Annotated in this window: 17 protein-coding genes; 11 read left to right on the plus strand and 6 right to left on the minus strand. The window is 69.3% G+C overall.

The annotated features are described in order from the left end of the window. Window positions 1-108 precede the first annotated feature (108 nt). Both M4578_RS06480 and M4578_RS06485 read left to right on the plus strand, forming a co-directional pair. The gene (locus tag M4578_RS06480) at window positions 109-582 is read left to right on the plus strand and encodes a MarR family winged helix-turn-helix transcriptional regulator (protein WP_258092645.1); all 474 of its coding nucleotides are present in this window, start codon (window positions 109-111) and stop codon (window positions 580-582) included. After that, window positions 579-1,718: an FUSC family protein gene (locus tag M4578_RS06485; RefSeq protein ID WP_258092646.1), complete on the plus strand. Its 1,140-nt coding sequence runs from the start codon at window positions 579-581 to the stop codon at window positions 1,716-1,718. Before M4578_RS06480 ends, M4578_RS06485 begins: the two co-directional genes overlap by 4 nt. Window positions 1,719-1,785: 67 nt before the next feature. On the opposite strand, the gene M4578_RS06490 is transcribed toward M4578_RS06485, so the two are convergent. The 5 genes from M4578_RS06490 to M4578_RS06510 all read right to left on the minus strand — a co-directional run bounded on the left by M4578_RS06490 (window position 1,786) and on the right by M4578_RS06510 (window position 4,700). Continuing rightward, window positions 1,786-2,328: a peroxiredoxin gene (locus tag M4578_RS06490; RefSeq protein WP_258092647.1), complete on the minus strand. Its 543-nt coding sequence runs from the start codon at window positions 2,326-2,328 to the stop codon at window positions 1,786-1,788. 220 nt (window positions 2,329-2,548) lie between these two features. Then, the gene (locus tag M4578_RS06495) at window positions 2,549-3,649 is read right to left on the minus strand and encodes an FAD:protein FMN transferase (RefSeq protein WP_258092648.1); all 1,101 of its coding nucleotides are present in this window, start codon (window positions 3,647-3,649) and stop codon (window positions 2,549-2,551) included. Beyond that, complete coding sequence (locus M4578_RS06500; protein WP_258092649.1) at window positions 3,646-4,131, minus strand: SoxR reducing system RseC family protein; 486 nt, start codon at window positions 4,129-4,131, stop codon at window positions 3,646-3,648. The genes M4578_RS06495 and M4578_RS06500 overlap by 4 nt, the downstream gene beginning before the upstream one ends. A gap of 8 nt (window positions 4,132-4,139) precedes the next feature. After that, a complete protein-coding gene (locus M4578_RS06505) occupies window positions 4,140-4,337 on the minus strand; it encodes a 4Fe-4S binding protein (RefSeq protein WP_258092650.1) in 198 nt (65 codons plus the stop codon). A 75-nt stretch (window positions 4,338-4,412) separates the two neighbouring features. Beyond that, window positions 4,413-4,700, minus strand: a complete 288-nt coding sequence (locus M4578_RS06510; RefSeq protein WP_258092651.1) for a 2Fe-2S iron-sulfur cluster-binding protein — start codon at window positions 4,698-4,700, stop codon at window positions 4,413-4,415. Between the two features lie 492 nt (window positions 4,701-5,192). Between M4578_RS06510 and rsxA the strand changes: the two genes are divergently transcribed. From rsxA to M4578_RS06550, 8 genes are read left to right on the plus strand one after another with little or no spacing between them, the layout of a single operon-like run. Then, window positions 5,193-5,774: an electron transport complex subunit RsxA gene (gene rsxA / locus M4578_RS06515; protein WP_258092652.1), complete on the plus strand. Its 582-nt coding sequence runs from the start codon at window positions 5,193-5,195 to the stop codon at window positions 5,772-5,774. A gap of 19 nt (window positions 5,775-5,793) precedes the next feature. Then, window positions 5,794-6,360 carry an electron transport complex subunit RsxB gene (rsxB, locus tag M4578_RS06520; protein ID WP_258092653.1) on the plus strand — a complete coding sequence of 189 codons (567 nt, stop codon included), beginning with the start codon at window positions 5,794-5,796 and terminating at the stop codon, window positions 6,358-6,360. Beyond that, window positions 6,360-7,892, plus strand: coding sequence for an electron transport complex subunit RsxC (rsxC, locus tag M4578_RS06525; RefSeq protein ID WP_258092654.1), 1,533 nt, complete (start codon window positions 6,360-6,362; stop codon window positions 7,890-7,892). Before rsxB ends, rsxC begins: the two co-directional genes overlap by 1 nt. Then, window positions 7,889-8,953 (plus strand): RnfABCDGE type electron transport complex subunit D, encoded by a 1,065-nt coding sequence (locus M4578_RS06530; RefSeq protein WP_258092655.1) that lies wholly within the window; start codon window positions 7,889-7,891, stop codon window positions 8,951-8,953. Before rsxC ends, M4578_RS06530 begins: the two co-directional genes overlap by 4 nt. Continuing rightward, window positions 8,950-9,609: an electron transport complex subunit RsxG gene (gene rsxG, locus M4578_RS06535; protein WP_258092656.1), complete on the plus strand. Its 660-nt coding sequence runs from the start codon at window positions 8,950-8,952 to the stop codon at window positions 9,607-9,609. Before M4578_RS06530 ends, rsxG begins: the two co-directional genes overlap by 4 nt. Beyond that, the gene (locus M4578_RS06540) at window positions 9,609-10,334 is read left to right on the plus strand and encodes an electron transport complex subunit E (protein WP_258092657.1); all 726 of its coding nucleotides are present in this window, start codon (window positions 9,609-9,611) and stop codon (window positions 10,332-10,334) included. Before rsxG ends, M4578_RS06540 begins: the two co-directional genes overlap by 1 nt. After that, the gene (locus tag M4578_RS06545) at window positions 10,331-10,588 is read left to right on the plus strand and encodes an RnfH family protein (RefSeq protein ID WP_258092658.1); all 258 of its coding nucleotides are present in this window, start codon (window positions 10,331-10,333) and stop codon (window positions 10,586-10,588) included. Before M4578_RS06540 ends, M4578_RS06545 begins: the two co-directional genes overlap by 4 nt. A 41-nt stretch (window positions 10,589-10,629) precedes the next feature. Next, window positions 10,630-11,637 (plus strand): FAD-dependent oxidoreductase, encoded by a 1,008-nt coding sequence (locus M4578_RS06550; RefSeq protein WP_258092659.1) that lies wholly within the window; start codon window positions 10,630-10,632, stop codon window positions 11,635-11,637. 27 nt (window positions 11,638-11,664) lie between these two features. Here M4578_RS06550 and M4578_RS06555 read toward each other — a convergent pair whose 3' ends face one another. Beyond that, entirely contained in the window at window positions 11,665-12,012 is a 348-nt protein-coding gene (locus M4578_RS06555; protein WP_258092660.1) for a RidA family protein, read from the minus strand. 229 nt (window positions 12,013-12,241) lie between these two features. On the opposite strand from M4578_RS06555, the gene M4578_RS06560 reads away from it, so the two are divergent. After that, the gene (locus M4578_RS06560) at window positions 12,242-14,125 is read left to right on the plus strand and encodes a TRAP transporter permease (protein ID WP_258092661.1); all 1,884 of its coding nucleotides are present in this window, start codon (window positions 12,242-12,244) and stop codon (window positions 14,123-14,125) included. Window positions 14,126-14,136 lie beyond the last annotated feature (11 nt).

A 14,136-nucleotide genomic window follows, 5' to 3' on the forward strand; every position in this document is an offset into this window, starting at 1 on the left:
CCCCTTCCCCTTCCCCTTCCCCTTCCCCTTCCCCTTCCCCTTCCCCGACAGGCCGGCCAGAAATTTAATTTGAATTGCAAATCAAATTTTATACGTTATGTCTGCTCCATGCCCGACACACCGACCTCCCCCCGATTCCGCTTTGGCATCCGTTTCTCCCTGCTCGCCCGGCGCTGGCGCCGCGCGCTCGACGCGCATCTGGCCAAGGCCGGGCTCACCGATGCCACCTGGGTGCCGCTGATCCATCTCGAAGAGACCGGCGGCGGGATCACGCAAAAGGCGCTCGCCGCGCTGGTCGGCGTCGACGGGTCGAGCCTCGTGCGGGTGATCGACATCCTCTCCCGTCAGGGGCTGGTCGAACGGCGGACCGACGAAAACGACAGCCGTGCCCGGCTGATCCATCTCACTCCCTGCGGCAAGCGCCGGGTGGCCGAGATCCGAAAGGAACTGGCCAGCGTCGAAACGCTGCTCATGGCCGATCTGAGCGATGACGAGATCGCCCGGATGCTGGCGCATTTCGAAGCCATCGACGCGCGCCTGACCGAGCTTCAGAACCAGGATCAGCAGGAGCAAACCTCATGAGCGCCGCCCCGCAGCCACCCATGTCCTCCGGCATGACCCCGCCCCCGCGCCGGATCGATTCCGCCCGTCATCTGCTGCAACGCTGGCACCTTTCGGACAGCGCCGCGCTGGCGCGCCAGCCCTCGCTGCGCAACTCGATGCTTGTCGGCCTTCAGGCCGGGCTCACCGTGATCATCGCCCTGCCCCTCGTACTCCTCTCCCCTTGGGCGCATCTGATCGGGTTTGCCTCGCTCGGCGCGCTTGCCGCACTTTTCGGGCGGTTCGAAACAAGCCGGGGCCGCCGCCGCATCGTCCTGCTGAGCGCGCTCTGCCAGACCATGGCCGTGCTCGCGATGTCCACTGTCGCCTGGCTCGGCCTGCCCGGCACCGCCGAGCTGCTGCTGCTCGCGCTGGCCTGCGGCGTGCTGTTCTTCGTCACCGTCTCGGATCGCTTCGGCCCGCCGGGCTCGCTGATCTTCGTCTTTGCCGCCGGTGCCTCGCTGAGCCCTCCCGACAGCTTTGCCAATGTGCTCGAACGCGGCGCGGCCACCGCCGCCGTCGCGCTGCTCGCCTGGATCATCTGCCTGATCACCGAGGGGCTCCGCCACCGCCCCGGCCCCGAGCGTCGCTTTCCCGCCGAGCCAATACGCCCTCTGAACCACCGTCTGGTCGCCGCCGCGCGGATCGTGCTCGGCGCCGCCGTCGCGCTTTTCGTCAGCCGCCTCGCCGGGGCCGATCACCCGCTCTGGGCCGCGATGGGCGCGCTCGCGGTCATGCAGGGACCGTATCTGCACATCAACCTGCACCGGGCGCTGCAACGGATGGCGGGCACGGTGCTGGGCGCGACGCTCGCCTGGGTCATTCTGATCCAGGATCCCTCGGTCTGGACGGTCATCGCCGCACTCTTCGTGCTGCAATTCGTGACCGAACTGGTGATCGGCAGCAATTACGCGCTGGGACAGATCTTTGTCACCCCGATGGCGCTGCTGATGACCCAGCTTGCCGCGCCGCAGGCGGCGGGCGCCGCCATGGCGCCCGAGCGGGTGCTCGACACACTGCTGGGCGCCAGCGTGGGCATCGTGATCGCGGTGCTGCTGTCCACGCTCGACGACCGCCACCACCTGGCCACGCAGCACGCCGAACGGGCGGCGCGCTGAGCCCGCCAAATGAAAAGCCCCGCCGCGCGATGCGCGACGGGGCTCTTAACTCACTGTTGCGAAGGGCTTATTCCGCCGCAACCGCCTGCTTGAGATAGGCCAGCAGGGTTTCCGGGCTCGACTCGCCATAGGGGTCGTCCGGGCAATTGTCCATCAGGCCGGGCTCTTCGAACCAGGCTTCGACCACGCCGTTGTTGACGATGGCGGCATAGCGCCAGGAGCGCGCGCCAAAGCCCAGATTGTCCTTGTTCACGAGCATGCCCATCTTGCGGGTGAACTCGCCCGACCCATCGGGGATGACCTTGACGTTCTCGATGCCCTGGGCCTTGGCCCACTGGTTCATGACAAAGCTGTCATTGACCGACAGGCAGTAGATCTCGTCGATGCCCTGCGCCTTGAACTCTTCGAAATTGTTCTCGAAGCCGGGGAGCTGATAGGTCGAGCAGGTGGGCGTGAACGCGCCGGGCAGCGAGAACAGAATCACGCGCTTGCCGGCGAAATAATCCGCCGTGGTCATATCCTGCCAGCGATAGGGGTTCGGGCCGCCGACGCTCTCGTCGCGGACGCGGGTGCGAAAGGTGACATCGGGCAGCTTGACGTTGGTTTTCATGACTTCACTCCTATTGAAAAACACTTCCTGGTGCCTGGCACATGTGCCGGATCCTCCTCCCGATGTGCGCGGGGCAAAACACGCAGACCGCGGGCCCCATGGCATTGCCGCAGCAACGACCATGCCAGCCCGTCCGCCAGCGCCGCTTCACCCGAAACGCCCCGCGCTTGTCCGACGCGGCGGCGGAAAAGTCGAGTCGATTGCCCGTGTTTTCCGAGGCTTAATACGCATCACATTCCGGTGGCGCCGAAAGATGCGGCAGAGCGACTTCGCGCAAAGGTCCGGGAAAGCCGCCACCCGCCGGCTCCAGCCGCGCCGCCATCGCCGGCGTCGCGTATAGCGTGCCCTCCGCGTCGATCATCAGCACCGCCGCGACCCCCATCGCGGCGGCCACTTGCGGCCAGTCGGCGCGCCCAGCGACCGCCAGCGCGGTGGCCGCCGCATCGGCCCGGGTGCCGCTGCTGTCGAGCACGGAAACCGAGACGATCTCGCGCACCGGCCAGCCGCTGCGCGGGTCGATGATATGCGCGAAACGCGCACCATTCTGCTCGAAGAACCGCTCGTAATTCCCTGATGTATAAAGCACCTCTCCGGGTTCGAGCGAAATCGCCCCGACCGTGCCCCAGACAAAGGGATCGCGGATCGCCACCCGCCAGGGCCGCGCGCCATGGCGACCGATCACGTTCACGTCGCCGCCCGCGTTCAGCACGGCGCTGGCGATTCCCGCCGCCTCCAGCGCGGCGGCGGCGGCATCAAGCGCCGCCCCCTTGGCAAAGCCGCCGAGATCGAGCTGCACCGTCGGGTTGACCGAGGCGATCCGGTCGCCGTCAAAGCGCAGATCCGTCATGCGCGGCGCGGCGCGACGCAACACGTCGATGGCGGCGGGGTCGGGCAAGGCGCCTTCGGGCGGCGTATCCGCGTGAAAGCCCCAGAGCCCGATCAGCCGGCCGATGGCCGGATCGAAACGCCCGCCGCTGAGACAGGACAGCCGCCGCCCCTCGCGCAGCAGCGCGGCCAGCGGCGGCGCCACCGCCCGCCCGCGCCCGGCGGCCAGCGCGGCGTTCAGATCGCCCAGCGCGCCCGGCTGCCAGGCGTGCCAGTCGCGATGCTGGCGCTGCAACGCCCGCCCGATCTCGGCGCTCGCCGCGCGCGCCTCGGCCTCGTCCGCGCCGAAGATGACGATCTCGACAAGCGTGCCGAAGACGTAAAGCGTTTCGCGATGCTCGCGGTCGGGCTGCGCCGCGCGCACCGCGCCGAAATACAGCAGCGCAAGACCCAGCCCCAGCAGGATCACCAGACGGCGGACAGCGAGCGGCGTCATGCCCGTCCGTCCTCTGCCGGATGGATCTCGGCCACCGACAGCGCCGACAGGAGACGCCCCCGGCGGTCCGCCCGGCGCAATGGCAGGAGAGACAGCACAAATGCCGGCAGGCAAAGCGCCGCCGCAAGAACATCCGGCGCCCCAGCGGCGCTGGCCAGCGCCGCGGTTGCCGCCAGCGCCGCCGGGGGCAGAAGATAGGCCAGGCTCGCGGCCCCGAGAAAGGCCCCCGCGGGCATTGCGACCACCACCTCGTCGCCGGGGGCCGCGGCGCCGTCATGCGGCAGGCTCAGCCGCAAAGGTGCCGGGCCGGACAGATCGGCCAGCGCCCCGGCGCCGCAGCCGGTGCGGGCGGCGCATTGCGCGCAGGCCGAGATACGCTGCCCCTCGAGCCGCATGCGCCCGCCCTCGACCGCGACCACGCGCAACCGCTGCCGCAGGGCGCGGGGCGCGGCGCCTTCGGGGTCGTCGCGCGCCTCCGCCACGGCGGGTCTCATTCCGCCGGAACGATACAGCCGTCTTCCATGCAAACCGAGAGGCATTGCGGCATGTCGTGGTCGGGCTCGCATTCGGTACAGACCGAGGCGTTGATGAAGAACACCCCTTTCCTGGGCACGATCGCGCCGGTCGGGCAGACCGGCTCGCAATCGCCGCAGGAGGTGCAGAGGTCGGATACGATGAACATTGCCATGGGAGGGGTCCTTTTCTCATATTGTCAGAGGATTGCGCGGCGGTATTGCCACGCCGCATCATGCGCCCGGGCCGCCTAGCCCGGACGGACCTTGACGCGACCGCCCAGCACCTGGCACTGGCAGGCAAGGCGGATGTCGTGACCGGCGAGGTTTTCCTTCAGCACCCGCCGTTCCAGCGCCGAGGGCTCCGAGAGAAAATCGGCCCCTTCGATCACCTGCGTCAGACAGGTGCCGCAATCGCCTTCGCGGCAGCCATAGGTGATGCCCGCGCCGATCTTTTCCGAGATCTCTATGATCCGCGTGCCCGCAGGCACGGTCACCGTCAGATCGACATCGGTGAAGCTGAGTTGCGATTTGGCCATCGGAGGCTCCCTGAAACCCTGCGCCGGCATCTGCGCAGGCCGCATGACGTGGCGCAGCAAGGAGTGTGCCATGTGCCGGAGTACAGCGATGCACCGTGGCGCGCGTCCGGGGGACGGCGCTGTCCGACAAATTGTCGGGTATCCGACACTGAGGGAGGCCGCAGGGTGCCAAAGCCCCTCTCCGACGATCACGCTCCAAAGACCCGCGCGGGATCAGGCCCGCAGGGCGCCGCTTGACCGCCAGCCCGCCCCACCGGACTGGCGATTTGGTGACGCCCGTGCCCCGTTGCGAGGTCCTTCGGATTTGGCGGGGATAAATCGAGAGGTTCGAACCGGCAGCTCGCCATCACGCAGGTCGCGACCGCGCGGCGCGCGCTATGGCCCGGAAGCCCGTCGGCCCGGCGCACCCGCCTCTCGCCCCGCCCACATGGCACAACCCTTGCTGTTTCCCGTCAAAGGCCCGCGCCCTTCGCAACCCAATGGGAGTTTCGCATGCAAGAGTTCTTCATGATCCTGCTCGGCACGGCACTGGTGAACAATGTCGTGCTGGTGAAGTTCCTCGGGCTCTGCCCCTTCATGGGCGTCTCGCGCAGGGTCGATGCTGCCATCGGCATGGGGCTCGCCACCACCTTCGTGCTGACGCTCGCCTCAATGGCAAGCTGGGTCGTGGAAACCGCGATCCTGGTGCCGCTCGGTCTGGGCTTCCTGCGCATCCTCAGCTTCATCCTCGTCATCGCCGCCATCGTGCAGTTCACCGAGACCGTCATGCGCAAGCTGGCGCCCGGGCTCTACCGCGCGCTCGGCATCTACCTGCCGCTGATCACCACCAATTGCGCCGTGCTGGGGGTCGCGCTGCTGAACATCCAGGAGGCGCATGATTTCGCGCAAAGCCTGCTCTACGGCTTCGGCTCGGCGCTCGGGTTCACCACCGTGCTCGTCCTCTTCGCCGGCATGCGCGAACGGCTGGCGCAGCTCTCCGTTCCCGCGCCCTTCTCCGGCCCGCCCATCGCCTTCATCTCGGCGGGGCTCCTGTCCATGGCCTTCATGGGCTTCGCCGGGCTCACCCCCAATTGACCGCAAGGAGACCCATGGAATGATCACCGCCGCTGCCTCCATGTCCGCCCTCGGGCTCGGTCTCGGCCTCCTGCTCGGGGCCGCCGCGCGAAAGTTCCACGTCAAAACGCCCCCCGTGGTCGATGAAATGGAACGCATCCTGCCCGGCACCAACTGCGGCCAATGCGGCTATCCCGGCTGCCGTGGCGCCGCCGAAGCCATCGCGGAAGGCGGCGCGCCGGTCACCCTCTGCCCCCCCGGCGGACGCGACGTGGCGCTGAAACTGGCCGAGATCGTCGGCGTGGACTGCTCCGGTGGGCCGGAGATTTCGGGCATGACCGACATCGAACCGCAGGTGGCCTTCATCTTCGAGGATCATTGCACCGGCTGCACCAAATGCTTCAAACGCTGCCCGACCGACGCCATCGTCGGCGCTGCCAAGCAGATCCACACGGTGATCTGGGATGCCTGCACCGGCTGCGACGCCTGCGTGCAAGTCTGCCCAACCGAGGCGATCGTCCTGCGCAGCAAGCCCCGGACGCTGCAAAGCTGGTACTGGGACAAGCCCGACCAGCCCCTTGCCGCGCTCCGGACAGGAGCCGCGTGATGGGCGCCCTTCTCTCCGCCCTCCTCTCCTCGATCCGCGGCGGGGTCCATCCCGAGACCCGCAAGTTCCTCAGCGCCGAAAGCCCCATCGAGCCGATGCCGATCCCCGCGCTGCTGCGCCTTCCGCTTCAGCAGCATATCGGCGCGCCGGCGGAACCGCTGGTGGCGCGCGACGACCATGTGCTCAAGGGGCAGCTCATCGCCCGGGCCCGCGGGCCGATCTCGGCCAATCTGCACGCACCGACCTCGGGTCGCGTCATCGCCGTGGGCCCGTTCCCGGCGCCGCATCCCTCGGGCCTGCCCGTGCCCACAATCACGCTGCGCCCCGACGGCGCGGATCGCTGGGCGCCGCGCCTGCCCCGCCTGCGCCCCGAAGACGCCGAGCCCGAGGAGATCGCGGCGCGCGTGGCCGAGGCCGGCATCGTCGGCATGGGGGGTGCGACCTTCCCCGCGGCGGTCAAGCTGACCCTGCGCGACCGCTACAGGCTGCACACGCTGATCATCAACGCCGCCGAATGCGAGCCCTATCTCACCTGCGACGACCGGTTGCTGCGCGAACGCGCCGAAGAGGTGGCAGACGGCGCCGGGATCATGGCGCGGGCACTGGGGGTGACGAAGATCATCGTCGCCATCGAATCCAACAAACCCGCCGCCGCCGCCGCAATGCGCCGCCACAACCTCGGGCTCGGACACCCTGTCCAGGTCCGGGTGGTGGCCACACAATACCCGATGGGATCCGAGAAACATCTCGTCCGCGCGGTGACCGGACGCGAGACCCCGGCCCGCGCGCTCACCGCCGAGCTGGGGATCGTGGTGCACAATTCCGCCACCGCCCAGGCGGTGCATCTGGCGGTGCGCTATGGCGAACCGCTGCTGTCGCGCGTGGTGACCGTGTCGGGGCGCGGGGTGGCGCGGCCCGCCAATGTGCAGGCGCTGCTCGGCACGCCGGTGGCGGATCTGCTGGCCCATTGCGGCGGGCTTACCGAAGATCCCGACCGGCTGCTGCTTGGCGGGCCGATGATGGGGCAGCCGATCCGGAGCCCGCGCGTGCCCGTCGTGAAAGGCACCAACGGCGTCCTCGCGCTGACCCGGGCCGAAACCCGCAAGGCCGAGACGATGCCCTGCATTCGCTGCGGCGCCTGCGTGCGGGCCTGCCCCTGCGGGCTGACCCCCTTCGAGCTCAACGCGCGCATCCAGGCCGGCGATCTCGAGGGGGCGGCGGCTGTCGGGCTGCTCGATTGCGTCTCCTGCGGCTGCTGCTCCTACATCTGCCCGTCGAACATTCCGCTGGTGCAGGGCTTCAGCTTCGCCAAGGGCAAGCTGGCCGAGACCGAAAGCCGCAAGCACCAGCAGGAGGAAACCCGGCGTCTCGCCGCCGCCCGTACCGCGCGCGAAGAGGCCATCGCCGAGGCCAAGCGCGCCGCCATGGCCCGGCACAAGGCGCAGATGGCGGAAAAGAAGCGGCGCGCCGCAGAGGAGGCTGCGCAAGCGGCCGAGGAGGCGCCCGCCGAGCCGCAGGAGGCCGCGAAATGACCGCCCTGGCCAGCGCCCCCCACACCCATTCCCTGTTCACCGTGTCGCGCACGATGGTGGCGGTCATGGTCTGCCTCAGCCCGGCCACCGCGCAGGGGCTTTACCAGTTCGGCTGGCCCGCGGTGATCCTCTTCGCGCTCACCCTCGCTGCCGCCTGGCTCTTCGAAATCTTCTGCCTCCTCCTCGCCGGACGCCCGGTTGCGCCCTTCGCGGGCGACGGATCGGCGCTGCTGACCGGCTGGCTGGTGGCCATGACCCTGCCGCCCTGGGCGCCCTGGTGGATCGGCGTGCTGGGCGCGGGCATCGCCATCGTGATCGGCAAGCACGTCTTCGGCGGGCTCGGGCAGAACCTCTTCAACCCCGCCATGGTGGCCCGCGCGATGCTGCTTGTCGCCCTGCCCGTCCCGATGACCCAATGGGTCGCCCCGTCGGATCCGGCGCACGCACCCGGGCTGCGCGCGGCGCTCGACATCACCTTCGGCGCCGGCGCACCGGTCGATGCCGTCAGCAGCGCCTCGGTGCTGGGCCACCTCAAAAGCCAGTTCGACGCCGGCCTGCCCATGGAGCGGATCCTCGCCGGCACCGCCAGCCTGCAGGATCAGCTCTTCGGGATCACCGCGGGCAGCCTGGGCGAGACCTCCGCCTTCCTGCTGCTGGCCGGCGGGCTGTGCCTGATGCTTCTGCGGATCATCAGCGTCGTCACGCCGCTCTTCCTGCTCGGCACGCTGTTCGGGCTGGCGGCGCTCGCCCGGCTGCTTGCCCCCGAGAGCTTTCCGCCGCCGCTTCTGCACCTGACCTCGGGCGCCACCATGCTCTGCGCCTTCTTCATCGCCACCGATTACGTCACCGCCCCGGTGACCGCTGCCGGCAGGGCGCTCTACGGGGCCGGCATCGGCGCGCTGATCTTCGTCATCCGAAGCTGGGGCGCCTTTCCCGAAGGCGCCGCCTTCGCGGTGCTGCTGATGAATGCCTGCACTCCGCTGATCGACACCTATATCCGCCCCCGCATCTTCGGCCGCACCCGCACGGGCAAGCCGCTGCCGCTGAGAGACCGCACATGACCGCCCCAATCCCCGCCTCTCCGCGCCTCGCGGCATTGCGCCGCTCGCCGGGGCTCGTGCTCGGCGCCTTCTCGCTCTGCACAGCGCTGATCCTCGCCGCCGCCGACGACCTGACCCGCGCCGCCATAGCCGCGCGCGCTGCCGAAGATCTCCATGCCTCGCTGGCACAGGTGCTGCCGCCCGCGCAACCTGAGGCCGATCCCACGGCACAGACCCGCCGTCTGGAGGACGCCGAGGAGGGCAGCGTCCCGGTCTATCTGGCGACCGAGGCGGGCCAGATCCGCGCCGTGGCCTTCGAACTCACCGGCTATGGCTATGGCGGCGCGATCCGCGTGCTGATGGGGCTGGCCGCGGATGGCACGATCCTGGGGGTGCGGGTGCTTTCCCATGCCGAGACCCCGGGGCTCGGAGACAAGATCGAAACCGCCAAAAGCGATTGGATTCAGGGATTTGACGGCCGTTCCATAGGCGCCCCCGGGCCCGAGGGCTGGAAGGTGCGCAAGGACGGCGGCGTCTTCGACCAGTTCTCGGGCGCCACCATCACGCCCCGCGCGGTGGTGAGCACGGTGCATCGCGGGCTCGCCCTTTTCGAGCGCCACCGCCCCGAGCTACTCGCCCCCGTGACCGCCAGCCCCAGCACAAGGGAGACCGGCTGATGTCGGAGAATTATGCCAGGATCGCCCGCGACGGGCTGTGGAACAACAACATCGTGTTCGGCCAGTTGCTGGCCCTCTGCCCGCTGCTGGCGGTCACCGGCACCGCGACCAACGGGCTCGGCATGGGGCTCGCCACCGCCGCCGTTCTGGTCGCCTCCGGCGGCACCGTCTCGCTGCTGCGCGCAGCGGTTCCCCCCGAGATCCGCATCCCCGCCTTCGTGCTGATCATCGCCTGCATCGTGACCGTGGTGGACATGGTGCTCAACGCCTGGGCCCACGATCTGCACAAGGTTCTGGGCCTCTTCATCCCCCTCATCGTCACCAATTGTGCGATCCTCGGCCGCGCCGAGGCCTTTGCCTCGCGCAACCGGCCGCTGGCGGCTGGGTTTGACGGGCTGATGATGGGCATCGGCTTTACCCTCGCGCTCACCGGGCTCGGGGCGCTGCGCGAGATCTTCGGCGCGGGCACGCTCTTTGCCAATGCCTCGGTGCTGCTCGGGCCGCGCTTCGCCTTTCTCGAAACAAAGGTCATTCCCGAGTATCAGGGCTTTCTGCTGCTGATCCTGCCTCCAGGCGGGTTCATCGCCCTGGGGATGCTGCTGGCGCTGAAATCCCTCGCCGACCGCCGCCGGACGCCCGGCGCCCTGACCGACGACGGACGCCCGGCGCGCGTCTTCACCGCCGCCGGCGTGCTCACCCCCGCCCCCGAAGGAGACCCGTCATGAAAGTCGGAATCGCCTATGCCAGGCCCACCTCCCAGATCTGGAGGAGCTTCGAGATGCCGGAAGGCGCGACCGTGCGCGACGTGATCGACCGGTCCGGCCTGCTCCGGGACTTCCCCGAACTCGACCTCACCGCCAACAAGGTCGGCATTTTCGGCACCGTCGCGAAACTCGACAAGCCGGTCAAGGAGGGCGACCGAGTCGAGATCTACCGCCCGATCCACCCAGATGCCGAACTGCTGGAGAAGAAGACATGACCGCGCCCCGCACCGCCAAACCGCGCACAGAAGGACCGACCATGCCCCGTCTCGACCGCCGCCGCTTCACCGGAACCCTGCTCGCCGCCGTGGCAGCGACCGGCGCCGCCGCCCTGATCCCCGCCTTGGGACGACAGCGCGCACTGGTCATCGGCGGCGGCCCCGCCGGCGCGACCGCCGCGCTGGCGCTGCGCCAGGCCCGGCCCGATACCGAGGTCGTGCTGATCGAACGCGACCCCGGCCGCCTCGGGCCCGCCGCCCCGGGCGACGGCTTTGCCAAGCCCGGCGCCGGCATCGGCCTGGCCGAGCTGCGCGCCGCTGGCGTGGAGGTGCTGCTCGACGAGGTGACCGGCATCGCCTGGGCCGGCCTGCGGGCCGCGCTGTTCAGCGGCCGCAGCCTGGCCTTCGACCGGCTGCTTCTGGCCCCCGGCACCGCCCCGGTGGCCGAACCCATCGCCGGGCTCGATGCCCGCGCCCGCCATCTCTGGCCCGCAGCCTGGGGCAGCACCCGCGAGGCCCGGCGCCTGCGGGCCCAGCTCGGCGCCCTGCCCGAAACCGGCCGGGTCGTGCTGCGGCTCCCCGCCGAGTTGCCCGGACATCCCGACATCGCGCTGTCCCGCGCCTTGGCGCTGTCCGGCTGGCTGGGCAAGCACCGCCCGCAGGCGCGACTGACCGTGCTGGACGGCGGCAGCGACCCGGCGCTCGCCCGGCGCTTCGCCATGCTGACCGCCGCGCGCGGCGACCGGATCGCCACGGACTGGCGCATCGCGCCGCAGGGCGGCACCGTCCTGCGCCTCGACGCCGGGCGCGGCCTGATCGAGACCTCTCAGGGGCCACTCCGGGCCGATGTCGTGAATTTCGTGCCGCCACAACAGGCCGGACGCATCGCCCAGATCGCGGGGCTGGCCGATGCCAGCGGCTGGTGCCCCTGCACCGAGACCGGTCGTTCGGTCCGGCAGCCCGCCGCGCTGATCCTCGGAGACGCCCGCCGCGGCGCCCTGCGCACCGTGGCGGGGGCCGTGCACTCGGCCCGGTCCGCCCGCCTCTGAACGCCAGACAAGCCCTGTCTGGACGCGCTATTTCGCCGCCACCGGGATCATCTCGACCTTGATCCGGGGATCGGCCATCTCGACCTTGCCGCAGGCCCGTCCCGGCGGATTCTCCGGGTCGATCCAGGCGTCCCAGACCGCGTTCATGGCGTCGAAATCCGCCATATCCGCAATCCAGATCTGCACCGTCAGCACCTTCGACCGATCCGACCCCGCCTCGGCCAGCAGCGCGTCGATGCGCGCCAGCGTCTGCCGCGTCTGCTCGGCGATGTCGCCATCCCAGTCATCCGCCACCTGCCCTGCGAAGAACAGCAGGCCGCCGGCCTCCACCATGCGGCTGCGGCGGCTGTTTTTGTCGTAACGAACTGGCTGCATCGAAGTCTCCCTATGTCACCCGCCTCGCGGGATTTGCTCAAGATTTGCGCGTTGATCCGGCGTTCAACGAAATGATCGGGACATGGCCGCGATAATCCTTGACCGCCTCCCGGCGAGCTTATTAGCGCTGATCCTCAAGGGCAACATATTATATATAATATCAAGTATACGGGCGCCACGCGCCGCAACCTGCCCACCGACTGACCGGAAACCGACAGGGAGACTCCGGATGCGAGAACTGAAGGGGCCGGCGCTGCTGGTCGTCACCACCTGGCTCAGCCTTGCCGTGCTGGTGCATTTCTACTGGGCCGGTTTCGGCTTTCCCGAACCCCTGCAACTGGCGGCGCTGCATGTGCTGGCCTTCCTGCCGCCGGTCTTCCTGCTGTTCCCCTGGCGCAAGGCGGCGACACCGCGCCCGCCTGCCCTGCTCGACTGGGCGCTGGCCGCGCTGGCGATCGTGCCGCCGCTCTTCGTCTATCTGCATTTCGCCGAGATCTACCGGCGCTCGACCTTTCTCTCGCCGCTGCCCGAGGGCGCTCTGCCGCTCGGCCTGGTGATGATCGTGCTGGTGATCGAAGCGGTGCGGCGCGCATTGTCGGCGGTGCTGGCCGGGCTGGTGGCGGTCTCGCTGCTCTATCTCTGGATCTGCGACCTGCTGCCGGGCATGTGGAACTACCGCGACCTGCCGCTGAAGCAGATCGTCGAAATCCAGTATTACATGGTCGATAGCGGCGTCTTCGGCTCGCTCACCCGGATCTCGGCCACGCTGATCGCCGCCTTCCTGATCTTCGGCGCGGTGATGCAGGCCAGCGGCATGGGCCGGCTCTTCACCAATGTCGGCGCGCGCATCGCCGGGCGCTATTCCGGCGGCCCCGCCAAGGTGGCCGTCATCAGCTCGGGGCTGTTCGGCACCATGAGCGGCTCTTCGGTGGCCAATGTGGTGGTGTCGGGATCCATCACCATTCCGATGATGAAGAAGATCGGCTTCCGCCCGGCGCTCGCCTCGGCGATCGAGGCCACCGCCTCGGTCGGCGGGCCGCTGATGCCGCCGCTGATGGGCGCCGCCGCCTTCGTGATGTCGGAAACCACCGGCATCCCCTATCTCGAGATCATCAGCGCCGCCGCGCTGATCGCGGTGATCTATTTCCTCGCCCTGCTCGTCAACGTGCATTTCGAGGCCAAGCGGCTGGGCATCGGCGCCATGGCCGAGGACGAGCTGCCAACCCGCCACGACCTGCTGCGCGACCTGCATCTGGTGATCCCGCTGGCGGTGCTGGTCTTCATGCTGACGGCGCGGTTTTCCCCCTATATCGCCGCCTTCTGGTGCGTGCTGCTGACGCTGGGCGTATCCTGGCTGCGGGCCCATACCCGCATGGGCCCGAAGGCCATCGTCGCGGCGCTGGCCACCGCCGGCCAGACCATCTGCATCGTGGTGGTGGCGGTGGCCGCGGCGGGGATCATCACCGCGACGCTGACCCAGACCGGGCTGGTGCTGGCGATCACCGGGATCATCCGCAACGTGGCCGGCGACAATCTCGTGCTGATGGTGCTGCTGCTGGCGCTGGCCTGCCTGGTGATGGGCATGGGGATCCCCACGACGCCGGCCTATATCATCACCGCCGCCGTCGGGGCGCCGCTGCTGGTCGAGCATGGCGTGTCGATGCTGGATGCGCATCTCTTCGTCTTCTATTTCGCCGTGCTGGCCGATGTGACGCCGCCGGTGGCGGGCGCCACCTATGCCGCCGCCGCCATTGGCAACGCGCCGCCGCTGCGCGCGGGGTTCCTCGCTTTCCGACTCGCCATCGGCGGCTTTCTCTGCGGCATCGCCGTGGCCTTCGACGACGCGCTGACCTTCGGCGCGCCGCTGCCCGAAACCGTGGCCGTGGCGCTGGCGATCCTTGGCGGCATCACCCTGATCTCGGCCGGGATCGTCGGCTGGTTCGAAACCCGCCTGCCGCATTGGCTGCGGCCGCTGTTGATCGTCGCGGGCCTGTTCTGCGGCCTTTATCACGCCGTTGGCGCCTGGGAGCGCGCGGCGCTGGCCGGGCTGCTGATCGGCACGCTGACCGTTCTCGCCCTGCGCAGCCGACGCCTGGCCCGCGCCGGAGCCTGACACAAAAAACC

The organism is Salipiger pentaromativorans (assembly GCF_024721115.1).
Lineage (GTDB): Bacteria > Pseudomonadota > Alphaproteobacteria > Rhodobacterales > Rhodobacteraceae > Salipiger > Salipiger pentaromativorans.

What these genes read in the sequence shown, in the direction of transcription:
- M4578_RS06480 (WP_258092645.1), top strand. Translation starts at nt 109, where the DNA reads ATGCCCGACACACCGACCTCCCCCCGATTCCGCTTTGGCATCCGTTTC.
- M4578_RS06485 (WP_258092646.1), top strand. Translation starts at nt 579, where the DNA reads ATGAGCGCCGCCCCGCAGCCACCCATGTCCTCCGGCATGACCCCGCCC.
- M4578_RS06490 (WP_258092647.1), bottom strand. Translation starts at nt 2,328, where the DNA reads ATGAAAACCAACGTCAAGCTGCCCGATGTCACCTTTCGCACCCGCGTC.
- M4578_RS06495 (WP_258092648.1), bottom strand. Translation starts at nt 3,649, where the DNA reads ATGACGCCGCTCGCTGTCCGCCGTCTGGTGATCCTGCTGGGGCTGGGT.
- M4578_RS06505 (WP_258092650.1), bottom strand. Translation starts at nt 4,337, where the DNA reads ATGGCAATGTTCATCGTATCCGACCTCTGCACCTCCTGCGGCGATTGC.
- M4578_RS06510 (WP_258092651.1), bottom strand. Translation starts at nt 4,700, where the DNA reads ATGGCCAAATCGCAACTCAGCTTCACCGATGTCGATCTGACGGTGACC.
- rsxA (WP_258092652.1), top strand. Translation starts at nt 5,193, where the DNA reads ATGCAAGAGTTCTTCATGATCCTGCTCGGCACGGCACTGGTGAACAAT.
- rsxB (WP_258092653.1), top strand. Translation starts at nt 5,794, where the DNA reads ATGATCACCGCCGCTGCCTCCATGTCCGCCCTCGGGCTCGGTCTCGGC.
- rsxC (WP_258092654.1), top strand. Translation starts at nt 6,360, where the DNA reads ATGGGCGCCCTTCTCTCCGCCCTCCTCTCCTCGATCCGCGGCGGGGTC.
- M4578_RS06530 (WP_258092655.1), top strand. Translation starts at nt 7,889, where the DNA reads ATGACCGCCCTGGCCAGCGCCCCCCACACCCATTCCCTGTTCACCGTG.
- rsxG (WP_258092656.1), top strand. Translation starts at nt 8,950, where the DNA reads ATGACCGCCCCAATCCCCGCCTCTCCGCGCCTCGCGGCATTGCGCCGC.
- M4578_RS06540 (WP_258092657.1), top strand. Translation starts at nt 9,609, where the DNA reads ATGTCGGAGAATTATGCCAGGATCGCCCGCGACGGGCTGTGGAACAAC.
- M4578_RS06545 (WP_258092658.1), top strand. Translation starts at nt 10,331, where the DNA reads ATGAAAGTCGGAATCGCCTATGCCAGGCCCACCTCCCAGATCTGGAGG.
- M4578_RS06550 (WP_258092659.1), top strand. Translation starts at nt 10,630, where the DNA reads ATGCCCCGTCTCGACCGCCGCCGCTTCACCGGAACCCTGCTCGCCGCC.
- M4578_RS06555 (WP_258092660.1), bottom strand. Translation starts at nt 12,012, where the DNA reads ATGCAGCCAGTTCGTTACGACAAAAACAGCCGCCGCAGCCGCATGGTG.
- M4578_RS06560 (WP_258092661.1), top strand. Translation starts at nt 12,242, where the DNA reads ATGCGAGAACTGAAGGGGCCGGCGCTGCTGGTCGTCACCACCTGGCTC.